We start from the raw sequence: 16,895 nt of genomic DNA, 5'->3' as shown, positions 1-16,895 counted from the left end.
GGCCGGGGCGCACGCGGGACGGAGGAGTCGAGGACCCGGCAGGTACCGCCGGTAGATTGGAGCGTCGTGAGCCCGACCGCGTCCGGGGCGGTGCCCCGGCCCTCCGGGACCCGCCCCCTGCCCCTCGCCGACCTCGCCGACCTCGTCGGCCCGCCCGTGCAGGGCGACCCGGGCACCGCGGTCACCGGCGCCAGCCTCGCCTCCGGCGACGTCCGCCCCGGCGATCTGTACGCCGCGCTGCCGGGAGCGCGCACCCACGGCGCCCGGTACGCCGCCGACGCCGCGGCCCGGGGCGCCGTCGCCGTCCTCACCGACGCGGCGGGGGAGGCCGAGGCGCGCGCGACCGGGCTGGCGGTCTGCGTCGTCGAGGACCCGCGCGGCGTGCTCGGCGCCGTGGCCGCGCGGGTGTACGGCCGGCCCAGCGAGCAGCTGACCGTCGTGGGCATCACCGGCACCAACGGCAAGACGACGACGAGCTACCTGGTCGAGGCGGGCTTCGCGGCGGCCGGCCGGCCCAGCGGGCTGATCGGCACCGTGCAGACCCGCACCCGGGGCCGGGACGCCGACGGCACCCCGGTGACCACCACCCTGCCCAGCGCGCGCACCACCCCGGAGGCGCCCGACCTGCACGCCCGGCTGGCCACCATGGTCGAGTCCGGGGTCCGCGCGGTGGTCATGGAGGTCTCCAGCCACGCGCTGGTGATGGGCCGGGTCAACGGGGTGCGCTTCGCCGCCGCGGGCTTCACCAACCTCTCCCGCGACCACCTGGACTTCCACGGCGACGTCGAGAGCTACTTCCAGGCCAAGGCCCTGCTGTTCGACGGCCGCGCCGCGGTCGAGGTGGTCGACGTCGACGACCCCGCCGGTCGGCGGCTGGTCCGCCCCGGCACGGTCACCGTCTCCACCGCCGACCCGGCCGCGGCCGACTGGTCGGCCACCGACGTCGTCGCCCAGCCCGCCGGCGGCTCGCGGTTCACCCTGCGCGGCCCCGGGGGGCGGAGCTGGCCGGCCCGGCTGCGCCTGCCCGGCAGCTTCAACGTGGCCAACGCCGTGCTCGCCGTCGCCCTGCTCGACGCGGTCGGCGTGCCGGTCGAGGCGGCCCTCGCCGGCATCGCGGACACCGTCGTCCCCGGCCGGATGGAGCCGGTCGACGCCGGTCAGCCGTTCGTCGCCGTCGTCGACTACGCGCACACCCCCGACGCGGTGCGCACCGCGCTCGCGGCGCTGCGCACGGCCACCAGCGGCCGGCTGGTCACGGTGCTGGGCTGCGGCGGTGACCGGGACGCCGGCAAGCGCCCGGACATGGGGGCCGCCGCCGCCGCCGGCAGCGACGTGCTGGTGATCACCGACGACAACCCCCGGTCGGAGGACCCGGCGGCGATCCGGGCGGCGATGCGCGCCGGGGCCCAGCAGGTCCCGGCCGGATCGCGGGCCGAGCTGCTGGAGATCGGTGACCGGCGGGCCGCGCTGGCCGCGGCGGTCGCCCTGGCCCGGCCGGGTGACACCCTGCTCGTGGCCGGCAAGGGCCACGAGACAGGGCAGGAGGTGGGGGGCGAGGTGCTGCCCTTCGACGATCGCGAGGTGCTGCGTGAGGTCCTCGCCGCCCGGGCGGTGGGGACGTGACCGAGCTCGCGAGGGCACGCATGAGCGCGGCACCGCCGAGCACGCGGCCGACGAGCGCCAACGAGGAGGCCGCGTGATCGCCCTGACCCTCACCGAGGTCGCGGCCGCGGTCGACGGGGAGCTCGCCGGCGACGGCGCGACGGTGGTGACCGGGGCGGTCGTCGTCGACACCCGGCTGCTCGCCGCCGGCGACCTGTTCGTCGCACTCCCGGGGGAGCGGGTCGACGGTGCCGACTTCGTCCCGGCCGCCGCGGCGGCCGGCGCCGTCGGCGCGCTGACCACCCGGCCGGACCCGGCGCTGCCCTGCGTCGTCGTGGCCGACCCGGTGGCCGCCCTGGGCCGGCTCGCCGCGGAGGTGCACCGCCGGCTGGTCGGCGGTGGCCTGGTGACCGTCGGCATCACCGGGTCCTCGGGCAAGACCTCCACCAAGGACCTGCTCGGCCAGGTGCTCGCCGCGACGGGTTCGACGGTGAGCCCGCAGGGCTCGTTCAACAACGACATCGGTCTGCCGCTGACCGTGCTGTCCGCCGACGAGCGGACCCGGTACCTGGTGCTGGAGATGGGCTCCCGCGGTCCGGGGCACATCGCCCGGCTGTGCCGGGTGGCCCGGCCGCTGATCGGGGTGGTCCTCAACGTGGGCTCGGCGCACCTGGGCGAGTTCGGCAGCGCCGAGGTGATCGCCACCAGCAAGGGCGAGCTGGTGGAGGCGCTGCCGGCCGGGGGCACCGCGGTGCTCAACGCCGACGACCCGCGGGTGGCCGGCATGGCGCCGCGCACCGCCGCCCGCGTGGTCACCACCGGCGTCGACGCCGCCGCCGACGTGCGCGCGGTCGACGTCGGGTTCGACGAGCAGGCCCGCGCCCGGTTCAGCCTGCTGGCCGGCGGGGCGGCGCACCGGGTGGCCCTGCGGGTCGTGGGCGCCCACCAGGTGCCCAACGCGCTGTCCGCGGCCGCGGCCGCGCTGGCCGCCGGCATGACGCCCGCCGCCGTCGCCGCGGCGCTGTCAGCGGCCGGCTCGCGCAGCCGCTGGCGGATGGAGGTCGACCGCCGCGCCGACGGCGTCACCGTGGTCAACGACGCCTACAACGCCAACCCGGAGTCGATGCGCGCCGCCCTGGCCGCGCTGGTCCGCCTGCCCGCCCGGCGGCGGATCGCCGTGCTGGGCGCGATGGGGGAGCTGGGCCCCGGCGCTGACGCCGAGCACGCGCGGCTGGGCCGGGACGTCGTGCGGGCCGGCATCGACGTGGTCGTGTCGGTCGGGCCGGACGCCGTCGCAGTCCACACCGGAGCCCTCGCCGAACGGTCGGCGAGGAGCGGGGGAGAGCAGGAGGACGGACCGCTGGACAGCGTCGTGCACGTGCCGGACCGGGAGGCGGCCCGCGCGCTGCTGGCGGGAGAGCTGCGGCCGGGGGACGTCGTCCTGGTGAAGGCCTCGCGTGCCTACGGGCTCGAGCAGCTGGCCGCCGCCCTCCTCGCCGACGGGGCCGCCTCGTGAAGTCGGTCCTCATCGCGGCCGCGTTCGGCCTGGCGATCTCCATCCTGCTGACCCCGCTGGCGATCAAGGCGTTCCGCCGGCACGGGTTCGGGCAGGAGATCCGGGACGACGGCCCCGAGACGCACCTGGCCAAGAAGGGCACGCCCACCATGGGCGGCACGGTCATGGTGCTGGCCACGGTCGGCGGCTACCTCATCGCGCACCTCTTCCTCATCGACCAGGAGGGGCGGGGGGTCACCAAGACCGGGCTGCTGCTGCTCCTGCTGCTCATCGGCCTGGGCACCGTCGGCTTCCTCGACGACTACCTCAAGATCCGCTACCGGCGCAGCCTCGGGCTGAACAAGACCGCGAAGCTGGTCGGCCAGCTGGTGGTCGGCCTCGCCTTCGCGGTGTTCGCCGTCCTGGAGGAGGACGGCAGCACCCCCGTGGCCACGCCCGCGGTGTCCTTCGTCCGCGACATCACGCAGTTCGCCCTGCCGACGGTGGCCTTCGTGGTTTTCGCCTACCTCTTCATCGCCGGCTTCTCCAACGCGGTGAACCTCACCGACGGGCTTGACGGCCTGGCCGCCGGCTGCTCGGCGATGGTGTTCGGCTCCTACGTGATCATCTCGTTCTGGCAGTTCGGCCACGACTGCGCCACCGCGCTGGTCGACGGCTGCTACACCGTGCGCGACCCGCTGGACGTCACCCTGGTCGCCGCCGCCGCGATGGGGGCCTGTCTCGGATTCCTCTGGTGGAACACCTCGCCGGCGCGCATCTTCATGGGCGACACCGGTTCGCTCGCCCTCGGGGGTCTGATGTCCGGCCTGGCGATCGTCACCCGCACCGAGCTGCTGCTCGTCGTCCTCGGCGGGCTGTTCGTCGCGGTCACCCTCTCGGTGGTCATCCAGGTGGGCTTCTTCCGGGCCACCCGGCGGCGGGTGTTCCGGATGGCGCCGCTGCACCACCACTTCGAGCTGGCCGGGTGGGCGGAGAACACGGTCATCGTGCGCTTCTGGCTGGTCACCGGGATGGCGGTCGCCTTCGGGCTCGGGCTGTTCTACGCCGACTGGCTGTCCTTCTCGGGGCTCTGAGCCCGATGACCGGAGAGGACGTTCCGCAGCGGGTCCTGGTCGCCGGCCTCGGGGTGTCCGGCGTGGCGGCCGCGCGGGTGCTGCTCGCCCGCGGGCACGACGTCACCCTCACCGACGCCGCCGAGCCCGCCGCCGTGGCGGAGCTGGTCGGGGCCGGCGCCCGGTGGCTCGGTGCGCTGGCCACCCCGCCCGACGACGTCGACCTGGTGGTCACCTCCCCGGGCTGGCGGCCGGACCACCCCCTGCTGCTGGCCGCCGCCGGGCAGGGGCTGGAGGTGGTGGGCGAGCCGGAGCTGGCCTGGCGGCTGCGGCTCGCCCCCGAGGGCGGCGAGCCCGCCCCCTGGTACGCGGTCACCGGCACCAACGGCAAGACCACGACCGTGACCATGCTCGAGGCGGTCCTGCAGGCCGGGGGACGGCGAGCGGTGGCCGCGGGCAACGTCGGACGCCCGCTGATCGAGGTGGTCACCGCGCGGGACGCCGACGGGAGGCCGAGCTTCGACGCGCTCGCGGTGGAGCTGTCCAGCTTCCAGCTGCACTGGTCGTCGTCCATCGCGCCGGCCGGGGCCTGCGTGCTCAACGTCGCCGACGACCACGTCGACTGGCACGGCAGCTTCGCCGCGTACCGGGACGCCAAGGCCCGGGTGCTGCGCCGGGCGCCCGTCGCGGTGGCCGATGCCGGTGACCCGGTCGCCTCCGAGCTGGTGGCCCGGCACCGGCACCCGGTCACCGTGACCCTCCAGGAGCCCTGCAGCGGACAGCTGGGCGTGCGCGCCGGCGCGCTGGTCGACCGGGCCTTCAGCGCCGAGCCCGCCGGCGAGGTCCTCGTGGAGCTCGGCGCCCTCCAGGTGCGGGGTCCGCACAACACGGTGAACGCGCTGGCCGCGGCGGCGCTCGGCCGGGTGGCCGGGGTCGGCGCGGACGCGATCGGCCGGGGGCTGGCCGGGTTCCGCGGTGGCCCGCACCGCAACGTGCTGATCGGCACCGTCGACGGCGTCGACTACGTCGACGACAGCAAGGCGACCAACCCGCACGCGGCCGCCGCGTCGCTGGCCGCGTACCCGCGGGTGGTGTGGATCGCCGGCGGCCTGCTCAAGGGCGCGGACGTCGAGCCGCTGGTCACCGCGGTGGCGGCGCGGCTGGCCGGGGTCGTCCTGCTGGGCCGCGACCGGGAGGAGCTGGCCCGATCACTGGCGCGACACGCCCCGGCGGTCCCACGGATCGTGGTCCCCAGCGGTGACCATGGGGCCGTGGTGACGGACGGGGACCGTGTGATGAGCGAGGTGGTGACGGCGGCCCGGCGGCTGGCCCGCCCGGGTGACACGGTGCTGCTGGCCCCCGCGGCCGCCTCCATGGACGTCTTCCGAGACTACGCCCACCGGGGCCGCGCGTTCGCCGACGCCGTGCGCGCGCTCGGGTGACCGGGCGGTGAGCACCAGCACCCGGGAGCGCACCGGGGCCCGGGAGCAGCCCGGTCCGCCGCGCGCCCCCCGGACCCGTGGCGGGCTGCAGGTGCCCGCCTGGCTCGACGGGCCGATGACCAGCTCCCACCTGGTCCTCGGGTCGGCCGGCATGCTGCTGGTCGTCGGCCTGGTGATGGTCTTCTCCGCCTCCTCCATCGAGGCGGCCCTCGACGACCAGCCGGCCTGGCTGCCCGGCGTCCGGCAGATCGTCTTCGCGGCCATCGGCGTGGTCGGCATGGTCGCCGCCATGCGGCTGCCGGTCAGCCGGATCCGCCAGTGGTCGGGCCGGGCGATGCTCGTCGTCTTCCTCCTGCTGGTGCTCGTGCTGGTGCCCGGTCTCGGCATCAAGCTCAACGGCTCGCGCGCCTGGTTCGACCTGGGCGTCACCAACTTCCAGCCCTCCGAGCTGGGCAAGCTGGTGTTCGCACTGTGGGGTGCGCACGTCATCGCCCTGCGCGAGAAGTACCTGACGACGCAGTCGCTGCTCGTGCCGGTCCTCCCGGTCTTCGTCCTGATGTCGCTGCTGCTGCTGGCCGAGCCGGACATGGGCGCGGTGGTCAGCCTGGGCCTGGTGGTCGCCGGGCTGATGTGGGCCGGCGGGATCGGCTGGCGGTACGTCGGCTGGGGCGTCCTCGGGGTCGCCGGCCTGGTCTGGCTGATGGTCGCGGTGGCCCCCTACCGGATGGCGCGGTTGACCTCGTTCATCGACCCCTGCTCCGACGCCGCCGACGGCGGGTACCAGGCCTGCCACGGCCTGTACGCCCTGGCCACCGGCGGGTTCTGGGGCGTGGGCCTGGGCAACAGCGCGATGAAGTGGAACCTGCTCCCGCACGCGGAGTCCGACTACATCTTCGCGATCATCGGCGAGGAGCTGGGCTTCCTCGGCTGCCTGGTGGTCGTCGTCCTCTACGCGATCCTCACCTACGCCGGGTTCCGGATCGCCCGGCGCGCCACCGACCGGTTCATCCAGCTGGCCAGCGTCGCGATCACCGTCTGGCTGATCGGCCAGGCGACGATGAACATGGGCTACGTCGTCGGCCTGCTCCCGGTGACCGGCGTCCAGCTGCCGCTGATCTCCGCCGGCGGGACGTCGCTGGTCCTCACCCTGTTCATCGTCGGCCTGCTCGCCCGGTTCGCCCGGGCGGAGCCCGCGGCGATCGCCCACCAGCGCGCCCAGCAGCGCAACCCGCTGCTGCGCCTGCTGCTGCCGGTGCCCACGGCGTCCGTGGAGCCGGTCCCGTCCCGCCGTCGCCGGTCCAGCACGCGGGAGGCCGCGCCCCGGACGCGGGCGCGAGCCTCCGCCCGGACCGTCACCCGGGCTCCCGGCCGCATCCGCGTCGACCTCGAGCCCACGCCGCAGCGGCGCGCCGACGGGAGCCCGGCCCGCAGGCCGAACACGGTCGCGCGGCTCGGCGGCGACCGGCGGGACGCCGCGGACGGGCGGTGGGCGCCGACCCCGGACGAGCGCCGACCCGGGAGTCAGCGGCAGACTGTCCGTGGCCGGCCCAGCGCCGGTGACCGCTCGACCGACCACCCCCGGCGCAGCCCCGCTGCCGGGTCGGCTCCGGTCCGCCGCCCCGCGGGCGCCGGAGAGCCGCCCGGTGCCCGGGTCCGGACGGCGCCGCGGTCCCACCTTCCCCGAACGGAACGGCCAGGACGCCCGCAGTGACCTCCCCCCAGCCCGCGCCGGGCACCCCCGGAGCGGCTGAGCCGGCCACCGGCGCGCCCTCCACCGCCCCCGTTCCACGTCCGCCGTCCGTCGTGCTCGCCGGCGGCGGCACCGGCGGCCACATCGAGCCCATGCTCGCGCTGGCCGACGCGCTGACCCGCCGGGCCACCGGTCCGGCCGGCGCTCCCCGCGTCACGTGCCTGGGCACCTCGCGGGGCATGGAGACCCGGCTGGTGCCCGCCCGCGGGTACGACCTGCGGCTGATCCCGCCGGTCCCGCTGCCGCGCCGGCCGACCCCCGACCTGCTCCGGGTGCCCGGCCGGGTCCGCCGCGCCGTCACCGAGACCCGCGACCTGCTGACCGAGCTGGGCGCCGACGTCGTCGTCGGTTTCGGCGGCTACGTCGCGCTGCCGGCCTACCTGGCCGCGCGGCGGGCCGGCATCCCGGTGGTGGTGCACGAGCAGAACGCGCTGCCGGGGCTGGCCAACCGGATCGGCGCCCGGCTGGCCGCCCGGGTGGCGGTGACCGTCCCCGGCACGCCGCTGCACCGCGGTGAGCACGTCGGCATGCCGCTGCGGACGGCGATCTCCGGGCTGGACCGCGCCGCCCGGCGCGCCGAGGCGCGGGCGCACTTCGGTCTGGACGGCGACCGGCCCACGCTGCTGGTCTTCGGCGGCTCGCAGGGCGCGGCCTCGCTCAACCGGGCCGCGACCGCCGCCGCCGACGCGCTGACCGCGGCGGGCATCCAGGTGCTGCACGCCCGGGGCCCGAAGAATACCGACGTCACCGTCCCGGCCCGGCCGGCCGGTGCCGCGCCCTACGTGGTGGTCGACTACCTGGAACGGATGGACCTCGCCTACGCGGCCGCGGACCTGGCGCTGTGCCGGTCCGGGGCGGTGACCGTCGCGGAGCTGTCCGCGGTCGGGCTGCCGGCCGTGTTCGTGCCGCTGCCGATCGGCAACGGCGAGCAGCGGCTCAACGCCCTGCCCGTGGTCGAGGCCGGGGGAGGGCTGCTGGTCGCCGACGCCGACCTGTCGCCGTCGTGGATCGAACGGGAGGTCGTCCCGCTGCTCACCGACCCGCAGCGGCTGTCGGACCTGGCCGCGCACGCGGCCGCGGCCGGCGCGCGCGACGCGGACGAGAAGCTGGCCGACATGGTGCTGGAGGTGGCCCGGTGACTGCGGCCGACGTCGCCGCGTGGCGGGACCCCATCCCGGCCCTGGACTCCCTGGGCGCGGTGCACTTCGTCGGGATCGGCGGCGCCGGGATGAGCGGCATCGCCCGGATCATGCTGGCCCGCGGGCTGCGGGTGTCGGGCACCGACCGGCGGGACTCCCCGGCGCTGCGCGCGCTGGCCGCGCTGGGTGCCCGGGTCGAGGTCGGCCACGAGGCCGGTCACCTCGGGGACGCCGACACGGTGGTGGTCTCCACCGCCATCCGACCGGAGAACCCCGAGCTCGCCACCGCCCGCGAGCGGGGCCTGCGGGTGCTGCCGCGCGCGGTCGCGCTGGCCTCGGTCATGGCCGGCCGGCGGAGCGTCGCGGTCGCCGGCACGCACGGCAAGACCTCGACCACCTCGATGCTCACGGTCGCGGTGCAGGCCTGCGGCGCCGACCCGTCGTTCGCGATCGGCGGCACGCTCAACGAGTCCGGCTCCAACGCGCACGCCGGGGAGGGTGACGTCTTCGTCGCCGAGGCCGACGAGAGCGACCGCTCGTTCCTGCTCCTGGCCCCGCACGCCGCGATCGTCACCAACGTCGAGGCCGACCACCTGGACAACTACGGCGACCTGGCCGCGGTCGAGGCGGCCTTCGACACCTTCGTCCGTGCGCTGCCCGCCGAGGGCTTCCTGGTGCTGTGCGTCGACGACCCGGGCGCCGCCCGGCTGGCCACCGCCGGCACCCCCGCCCCGGTGCGCACCTACGGCACCGCGGAGTCCGCGGACCTGCGGCTGCTGGACCTGCGCGTCGGGCCGGACGGCACCCGTTACCGGGCGGTGCTCGACGGCCGGGACCTCGGTGCCGTGCACATCCGGCTGCCCGGCGAGCACATGGCCCTGAACAGCGCGGCGGCCCTGCTCGCCGGCATCGAGCTGGGCCTGCCGGCCGCGGACCTGATCGCCGGGCTGGGCCGGTTCGGGGGCGTGCACCGGCGCTTCGAGCTCAAGGGCACCGTCGCCGGGGTGCGCGTGTACGACGACTACGCCCACCACCCGACCGAGGTCGCCGCGCAGCTGCGCGCGGCCCGGGCGGTCACCGGGTCCGGCCGGCTGCTGGTGCTCTTCCAGCCGCACCTCTACAGCCGGACCGCGGAGTTCGCCGTCGGCTTCGGCCAGGCCCTCGGGCTGGCGGACGAGGTCGTGGTCATGGAGGTCTACGGCGCCCGCGAGGACCCGGTGCCCGGTGTCACCGGCGCCCTGGTGGCCGACGCGGTGCCGCTGCCGGCCGCGCAGGTGGCGTTCGAGCCCTCCTGGTCGGCCGCCGCGCCGGCCCTCGCGGCGCGGGCCCGCCCCGGGGACGTGGTGGTCACTATGGGCGCCGGGGACGTCTCGATGGTGGGACCGGAGGTGCTCGCCGCGCTCGCCGCGCCGGAGGAGCGGGACGAGCCCGACCAGGTGGGGACGGCCGGGGGAGGACCGCTGCGGTGAGCCGCGCCGGGTCGACGACCCGGGACCGGGCGCGCTCCCGCCGTGGCAGCACGCCGGACCGGGGCACCGCGGTCACCCCGCTGCGCTCCCGGCGGCGGACCCGCCGGCGGGCGCACCCCCGCCGCCGGCTGCTCGCGGTCCTGGGGGCCGTGCTGGTGCTGGCCGGGCTGGGAGCCTGGACCGTGCTCGGCAGCTCGCTGCTGGCCGTGGACACCGTGCAGGTCGACGGCACCGACCTGCTCTCCGAGCAGGTGGTGGTCGAGACCGCCGGCATCCCGGGCGGGACGCCGCTGGCGCGGGTGGACACGGAGGGGGCGGCGGCCCGGGTCGCCGCGTTGCCGCAGGTCGCCGCCGTGGAGGTCACCCGGGGCTGGCCGGACACGGTGGTGGTCACGGTCACCGAGCGGATCGCCGTCGCCGTGGTCGAGCGGGACGGCACCCGGCACCTCATCGACGCGGACGGCGTCCTGTTCGACACCATCACCGGCGACCCGCCCTCCGGCGTGGTCCCGCTCGCGGTCACCGACCCCGGGCCGGACGACCCCGCCACGGCTGCCGCACTGGCGGCGCTGACCTCCCTGCCCGCCGACGTGGGCGAGCAGGTCGCCGGGGCGGCCGCGCTGAGCGCCGACGACGTGCGGCTGTCGTTCACCGACGGCCGGCTGGTGGTGTGGGGGAGCGCGGAGCAGGCGGATCGGAAGGCGCGCGTCCTGGAGGCGCTGTTGGAGCAGATCGACGCGGGCACCCTCGAGCCGGCCCAGACGCTGGACGTGAGCACCCCGGATGCCGTCGTCCTGCGCTGACGACGCGCTCGACGCGCGCGACACGCCCGGCCCAGAAAAACTCCCAGGGAGTTCGCGGTACCGGGCGCGCCGTGGGGCGGCCGCATCGTCTACAGCTGGGGATGAGACGTTGACCAGGCGGGTCGTGACAGCCGGTGAGCCAGAGGTGACTGACGGGTCGGCCGATGTCCTTGTGTCCCGGCGTCGTGGACACGCCGAGCCCGGAGGGGTGCTTGAAGCCCTCTTCCGGCCCACCTAGCTTCGTGCCCAGTGCCCGAAGTTGACATAACTATAAGGCTTAACCTGAGGATGAGGGTCCAGTTGGGGAGCGCGGCATGACACCTCCGCACAACTACCTCGCGGTCATCAAGGTCGTCGGCATCGGCGGCGGCGGGGTGAACGCGGTCAATCGCATGATCGAGGTCGGCCTCAAGGGGGTCGAGTTCATCGCGATCAACACCGACGCGCAGGCGCTGCTCATGAGCGACGCCGACGTGAAGCTCGACGTCGGCCGGGAGCTCACGCGCGGCCTGGGCGCCGGGGCGCAGCCCGACGTGGGCCGGCAGGCCGCCGAGGACCACCGGGAGGAGATCGAGGAGGTCCTCAAGGGGGCCGACATGGTCTTCGTGACCGCCGGCGAGGGTGGTGGCACCGGGACCGGTGGCGCGCCCGTCGTCGCGTCGATCGCCCGGAAGCTCGGCGCGCTGACCATCGGCGTGGTCACCCGCCCGTTCTCCTTCGAGGGGAAGCGGCGCGCGGTGCAGGCCGAGTCGGGCATCGAGGAGCTGCGCAACGAGTGCGACACGCTCATCGTGATCCCGAACGACCGGCTGCTGCAGCTGGGTGACCGGAACGTCAGCGTCATGGACGCGTTCCGGACCGCCGACCAGGTGCTGCTGTCCGGTGTGCAGGGCATCACCGACCTGATCACCACGCCGGGCCTGATCAACCTGGACTTCGCCGACGTCAAGTCGGTCATGTCCGGGGCGGGCTCGGCGCTGATGGGCATCGGCAGCGCCCGCGGGGACAACCGCGCGCTGCTGGCCGCGGAGCAGGCGATCGCCAGCCCGCTGCTGGAGGCCTCGATGGAGGGCGCCCACGGCGTGCTGCTGTCGATCTCCGGCGGCTCGGACCTGGGGCTGTTCGAGATCAACGAGGCGGCCTCGCTGGTGAGCGACGCGGCGCACCCGGACGCCAACATCATCTTCGGTGCCGTCATCGACGACGCCCTGGGTGACGAGGTGCGGGTCACGGTGATCGCGGCCGGGTTCGACGGCGGCAAGCCCAGCACCCGCAAGGAGCCCGCGGCGACGACCGCCGCGCCGGCGCCCGCGGTGTCCGCCGCCCCGCCGGCTCCCGCGCGGTCGAGCTCTCCGCCGCAGACCGGCGAGCGGCTCGTCGCGCAGCCGCCGGTGGCCACCCCGCCGGCCTCGTCGTTCGCCTCGCCGGCCGCGCCGCGTCCCGGCCAGCCGGGTGCCGCGACGCACGGCGGCGGGATCACCGTCCCGCCGCTGCCGCCGATCCCCAGCTCCGGGAACGGCAGCCGTCGCCCGCTGGCGTCCGAGGACTTCGAGGAGGAGCTGGACATCCCCGAGTTCCTCCGGAGTCAGTAGAAGGACCCCCGTGCCCCCCGAGAAGGGCCCCCTCCTCCCCAACCTTCGCAAGCTCAGGCCGGGGCCCGGGACGGGGCCGATGGAGCTCGTGGCGGGGCTCGGAAAGAGGTCGCGTTCGTGAGTGACGGTCCGGCCGCTTCGTCGGCGGTGCGCCCGAGACGGGTGTTCACCGACCGGCGGGGCGGCCGTTCCGCGTCCCCGTACGAGTCGTTCAACCTCGGCGGCCACGTCGGCGACGACCCGGCCAGCGTGACGGCGAACCGGCAGCGGCTGGCCCGGGAGATCGGCGTCCCGGAGGAGCGGCTGGTCTGGATGACGCAGGTCCACGGGACCGGCGTCGCGATCGTCGAGGACGCCGAGGAGAACCCCGTGGCCGACGTCGACGCGCTGGTCACCGCGACCCCGGGGCTGGTGCTCTGCGTGCTCGTCGCCGACTGCGTGCCGGTCCTGCTGGCCGACCCGGTGGCCGGGGTCGTGGGGGCGGTCCACGCCGGCCGGGAAGGGGTCCGGCGCGGGGTGGTGCCCGCCGCGCTCGCCGCGATGACCCGGCTGGGCGCTCGCCCGCGGGACGTCGAGGCGCTGCTCGGCCCCGCCGTCTGCGGCGCCGACTACGAGGTGCCGCCCGCGATGCAGGCCGAGGTCGCGCAGGTGGCCCCGGCGAGCGCCGTGCGCACCCGCCGGGACACCGCGGGCCTGGACCTGCGCGCGGGGCTGGCCGAGGTGCTCCGCGGCGCCGGCGTCCGCCAGGTCGTGCACGACCCCCGCTGCACCGTGGAGGACCGGCAGCTGTTCAGTCACCGCCGTGACGGTGTGACCGGCCGGCAGGCCGGTCTGGTCTGGCTCGGCTGACGGCGGTGGGGGACACCCCGTCGGCCGACCGCCTGGCCGGGAACCTGCGCGCGGTCCGGGCGCGGATCGACGCGGCCGCCCGCGCGGCGGGCCGGCGCCCGGAGGACGTGCGGCTGCTGGCCGTGAGCAAGACCTTCCCCGCCGCCCACGTGCGTGCCCTCGCCGCCCTCGGCCAGCGCGACTTCGCTGAGAACCGGGTGCAGGAGCTCACCGGCAAGGCGGCCGAGCTCACCGACCTGGACCTGGACTGGCACTTGGTCGGGCAGCTGCAGCGCAACAAGGCGGCGTCCGTGGTCCGGATGGGTGCCACCGTGCACTCGGTCGACCGCGCCGCCCTGGTCGACACCCTCGCCGGGGCCGCCGAACGGGAGCAGCGGGTGGTCGACGTCTTCGTCCAGGTCGACCTGGGCGGGCCCGAGGGAGAGATCGGCACGCGGGGCGGCGCCGACCCCGGAGAGGTGCCCGGGCTGGCCGACGTGGTCGCGCAGCGCCCCACGCTCCGGTTGCTGGGCCTGATGGCGGTCGCGCCCCGGGGTGAGGACCCCGGACCGGCCTTCGCCCGGCTCGCCGCTCTCGCCGCGCGCGTCCGCGACGACCACCCCACCGCATCGGAGATATCGGCAGGCATGAGCGCCGACCTGGAGGCCGCTGTGACGGCTGGTGCCACAGTGGTGCGTGTCGGTACCGCGTTGTTCGGGGCGCGGCCCCTAGCCTCCGGGGGAGGGGGCGCCACGGCATCCGTGCGCCCGTCCGAGTCACACCAGCACCACCCGTGACACCCAGCACCACCCCGCAGGAACGACAGCAGAGTCAGGCGCCGCGCGCTGCACGAGAGCAAAGGGAGTCGCCCGATGGCCGGAGCCATGCGCAGGATGGGGGTCTACCTGGGCCTCGTCGAGGACGACGACGCGCGCACCGGGTACGACCGGTACGACGCGCGGCAGACCGATCTCGAGCCGGACGACCGCCGGTACGACCGCTACCCGCGGGACGACCGCTACGAGGACGGCTACGGCCCCGAGGGTGACTACCCGGCCACCGACTACGGCTACGACTACACCGACGCCCCCTACGCCCCGGAGTCGGCGCTCCCCACCGGGGCCCACGACGCCCCCGCGCCCCGGCCCGAGGTCTCCCTCGGCCGGCGCCCCGCCGTGCGCTCGCTCGGCCTGGCCGGGGCCGCCGGGACGTCGACCGGCAGCACCGCCGCGCGGCACGGCGGCGGGCTGAGCTCCGTCGGCGCCGGCCCGGCCGCGTCTGGCCGCAGCAGCGTGCCCGCGGGCGGGTCCGGCTCGGCAGGCGCCGGTCTCCCCGGCGGTTCGGTGCGCAGCGGCCTGACCACCGGGGTGTCCGGGTCCGCCGGCCTGGCGCGGAGCGAGCCGGTCACGGTCGCCCCCGAGCCCACCCCGGCACCTGCCCCGGCCCCCGCGCCTGCCCAGAGGCCCTACCGGATCACCACGGTGCACCCCGCCTCCTACAACGAGGCGCGCACCATCGGCGAGCGGTTCCGCGAGGGGATGCCGGTGATCATGAACCTCACGGAGATGGAGCACGCCGACGCCAAGCGGCTCGTCGACTTCGCCATCGGTCTCACCTTCGGACTGCACGGTAGTATCGAGCGGGTCACGGCGAAGGTGTTCCTGCTCAGCCCGCAGGACGTCGACGTGACCGCGGAGGACAAGGCCCGAATCCGCGAGGGCGGGTTCTTCAACCAGCCCTGACCACCGCACTCCGTGAGGGCCCACGGAGTGTCCTGAACGAGCGAGGACCGTGGCTCTACTCCTGCAGATCGTGTCGTCGGTGCTGCTCGTCTTCCTGATCCTGCTCTTCGCCCGGTTCGTCGTGGACTGGGTGATGGTGCTGGCGCGGGGTTGGCGACCGCAGGGCCTGGTCGCTGCCGGGCTGGAGGTCGTCTACTCGACGACCGATCCGCCCCTGAAGGCGGTGCGCAAGGTCATCCCGCCGCTGAACCTCGGCAGCATCCGCCTGGACCTGGGGTTTATGGTCCTCCTGATCGCGGTGATCCTGCTGCGGAGCGTGCTGAACAGCCTGGCGCTCTCCGTCGCATGACCCCACCTACCTTGCCGGAGCGGGGAGCTGACCGGAGCCGGTCAGCCGCCGGTTCGTGTCCGTCCCCGTTCCTCCCGTCCGACCAGAGGTGAGCCGCATGCCACTGACTCCCGCCGACGTCCACAACGTCGTCTTCAAGAAGCCGCCGATCGGCAAGCGCGGCTACGACGAGGACGAGGTGGACGCCTTCCTCGACGTCGTCGAGGCCGAACTGGCCCGCCTCATCGAGGAGAACAACGACCTGCGCGCCTCCGGCGGGTCGAACGCGCGGGACGACCGGCCCGAGTCGGCTCCGATGACCGTCGCGGCACCGGCGCCGCCGCCGCAGACCAGCCCGCAGATCCGCGAGGACGAGGCCATCCGCGCCTCCCGGATGCTGGCGCTGGCCACCGAGACGGCCGAGCGGCACGTCAACGAGGCCAAGACCCAGGCCGACCAGATGGTCACCAGCGCCAAGACCAACAGCGAGCGGATGCTCACCGAGGCCCGCACCAAGAGCGAGCAGATGGTCACCGAGGCCAAGCAGCGGGCCGACGCCATGCTCGGCGACGCCCGCACCCGGGCCGACACGATGGAGCGCGAGGCGCGGGCCAAGGCCGCCGCCCTCCAGCAGGACGCCGAGCGCAAGCACGTCGAGGCGATGGGCTCGATCGAGGAGAAGCGCGCCAGCCTCGAGCGCAAGGTCGAGGAGCTGCGCACCTTCGAGCGTGAGTACCGCACGCGGCTGCGGTCCTACCTCGAGTCGCACCTGCGCGACCTGGACAGCCGCGGCTCGGCCGAGCCGACGTCCGGCCGGCAGAACCAGCACGTCAGCGCCTGAGGAAGGACCACCCTTCCCCTCACGGAGCCCCTCCCGACCACCGGCCGGGAGGGGCTCCGTCGCGTCCGGGCAGTTAGCATCCGGCTGTGATCTTCCTGGCGGGGGCCCTCGTGTTCGTCGCCGTCGGCCTCCTCGCCGGCGGCCTGGCGCAGGGGTCGGCGACCCTCCAGTGGGGGTCGTTCGCCGCCAGCGCACTGGCGGCGGTCCTGCTGGGCCTCAGCGAGCTCCGGCGGCGGCGGAAGGCGCGGACGGACCAGCCGGCTCGGCCCGCACGCCGGCCGGAGGTGCCACCCGCCGCGGAGGAGCCGGCGTTCCCACCGGCGCAGACCGCGTTCCCGCCGTCGACGGTCCGGCCGGCCACCGGCGGCAGCAGCTCCCTGGGCCGGCTGGCCCAGCCCGCGGACGACGAGGTGGTCCGGCGGGTCGCCCCGCCCCCGGTGCCGCCGAGCTCACCGGCGCTGCGGCGGGTGACCGGGCCGCAGAGCGTCGCCCCGGCCGGCCTGCCGGAACCCGAGGTGCCGCCCGGGGTGGGTGCGGAGCCACCGGCGGAGGAGGTCGAGTTCACCGACCTGCTGCTGATCATGGATCTCACCGACGAGGTGCTCGTGGTGGACGAGCACCCCCGCTACCACCTGTCGCGGTGCCCGGCCGTCGCGGGGGTGCCGACCATCCCGATCCCGCTGGACCAGGCCCGCGCCGACGGGTTCACCCCGTGCGGCATCTGCACCCCCGACCGCAACCTGGCCGAACGCGAGCGGGCCCGCCGGAACTGACGGGCCCGCCCGGGCCGG

The 16,895-nt window shown here is 75.7% G+C and carries 15 protein-coding genes; all 15 read left to right on the top strand.

Features of this window, described 5'->3' with window-relative positions:
* The first annotated feature begins 66 nt into the window (after positions 1 to 66).
* The 15 genes from HK417_RS04655 (at position 67) to HK417_RS04585 (ending at position 16,877) form a co-directional block, all read left to right on the top strand.
* On the top strand, positions 67 to 1,623 hold the full coding sequence (locus tag HK417_RS04655; RefSeq protein WP_222263817.1) for a UDP-N-acetylmuramoyl-L-alanyl-D-glutamate--2,6-diaminopimelate ligase: 1,557 nt from the start codon (positions 67 to 69) through the stop codon (positions 1,621 to 1,623).
* A 73-nt stretch (positions 1,624 to 1,696) separates the two neighbouring features.
* Entirely contained in the window at positions 1,697 to 3,118 is a 1,422-nt protein-coding gene (locus HK417_RS04650; protein ID WP_222263815.1) for a UDP-N-acetylmuramoyl-tripeptide--D-alanyl-D-alanine ligase, read from the top strand.
* Entirely contained in the window at positions 3,115 to 4,191 is a 1,077-nt protein-coding gene (mraY, locus tag HK417_RS04645; RefSeq protein ID WP_222263813.1) for a phospho-N-acetylmuramoyl-pentapeptide-transferase, read from the top strand. Before HK417_RS04650 ends, mraY begins: the two co-directional genes overlap by 4 nt.
* A gap of 5 nt (positions 4,192 to 4,196) precedes the next feature.
* The gene (gene murD / locus HK417_RS04640; protein WP_222263811.1) at positions 4,197 to 5,612 is read left to right on the top strand and encodes a UDP-N-acetylmuramoyl-L-alanine--D-glutamate ligase; all 1,416 of its coding nucleotides are present in this window, start codon (positions 4,197 to 4,199) and stop codon (positions 5,610 to 5,612) included.
* Between the two features lie 7 nt (positions 5,613 to 5,619).
* Positions 5,620 to 7,323 (top strand): putative lipid II flippase FtsW, encoded by a 1,704-nt coding sequence (gene ftsW, locus HK417_RS04635; RefSeq protein ID WP_308123371.1) that lies wholly within the window; start codon positions 5,620 to 5,622, stop codon positions 7,321 to 7,323.
* Entirely contained in the window at positions 7,320 to 8,501 is a 1,182-nt protein-coding gene (murG, locus tag HK417_RS04630; RefSeq protein WP_439957905.1) for an undecaprenyldiphospho-muramoylpentapeptide beta-N-acetylglucosaminyltransferase, read from the top strand. The genes ftsW and murG overlap by 4 nt, the downstream gene beginning before the upstream one ends.
* Positions 8,498 to 9,970, top strand: a complete 1,473-nt coding sequence (gene murC, locus HK417_RS04625) for a UDP-N-acetylmuramate--L-alanine ligase (RefSeq protein ID WP_222263809.1) — start codon at positions 8,498 to 8,500, stop codon at positions 9,968 to 9,970. Before murG ends, murC begins: the two co-directional genes overlap by 4 nt.
* Positions 9,967 to 10,773, top strand: a complete 807-nt coding sequence (locus HK417_RS04620; RefSeq protein ID WP_222263807.1) for a cell division protein FtsQ/DivIB — start codon at positions 9,967 to 9,969, stop codon at positions 10,771 to 10,773. The genes murC and HK417_RS04620 overlap by 4 nt, the downstream gene beginning before the upstream one ends.
* Before the next feature lie 314 nt (positions 10,774 to 11,087).
* Positions 11,088 to 12,365, top strand: a complete 1,278-nt coding sequence (ftsZ, locus tag HK417_RS04615; protein WP_222263805.1) for a cell division protein FtsZ — start codon at positions 11,088 to 11,090, stop codon at positions 12,363 to 12,365.
* 117 nt (positions 12,366 to 12,482) lie between these two features.
* On the top strand, positions 12,483 to 13,214 hold the full coding sequence (pgeF, locus tag HK417_RS04610; protein ID WP_222263803.1) for a peptidoglycan editing factor PgeF: 732 nt from the start codon (positions 12,483 to 12,485) through the stop codon (positions 13,212 to 13,214).
* Positions 13,215 to 13,219: 5 nt separating this feature from the next.
* Positions 13,220 to 13,990 (top strand): YggS family pyridoxal phosphate-dependent enzyme, encoded by a 771-nt coding sequence (locus HK417_RS04605; RefSeq protein WP_308123370.1) that lies wholly within the window; start codon positions 13,220 to 13,222, stop codon positions 13,988 to 13,990.
* Positions 13,991 to 14,065: 75 nt separating this feature from the next.
* The gene (locus tag HK417_RS26060; RefSeq protein ID WP_306433749.1) at positions 14,066 to 14,935 is read left to right on the top strand and encodes a cell division protein SepF; all 870 of its coding nucleotides are present in this window, start codon (positions 14,066 to 14,068) and stop codon (positions 14,933 to 14,935) included.
* A gap of 49 nt (positions 14,936 to 14,984) precedes the next feature.
* The gene (locus tag HK417_RS04595) at positions 14,985 to 15,284 is read left to right on the top strand and encodes a YggT family protein (protein WP_222263801.1); all 300 of its coding nucleotides are present in this window, start codon (positions 14,985 to 14,987) and stop codon (positions 15,282 to 15,284) included.
* Between the two features lie 97 nt (positions 15,285 to 15,381).
* Entirely contained in the window at positions 15,382 to 16,104 is a 723-nt protein-coding gene (locus HK417_RS04590; RefSeq protein ID WP_222263799.1) for a DivIVA domain-containing protein, read from the top strand.
* A gap of 86 nt (positions 16,105 to 16,190) precedes the next feature.
* A complete protein-coding gene (locus HK417_RS04585) occupies positions 16,191 to 16,877 on the top strand; it encodes a hypothetical protein (protein WP_222263797.1) in 687 nt (228 codons plus the stop codon).
* Positions 16,878 to 16,895 lie beyond the last annotated feature (18 nt).

Source organism: Modestobacter marinus (assembly GCF_019799945.1).
GTDB lineage: Bacteria > Actinomycetota > Actinomycetes > Mycobacteriales > Geodermatophilaceae > Modestobacter > Modestobacter marinus_B.
Note: the sequence above shows the minus strand (reverse complement) of the source record. Positions and strands in the feature narration are given on the sequence as shown.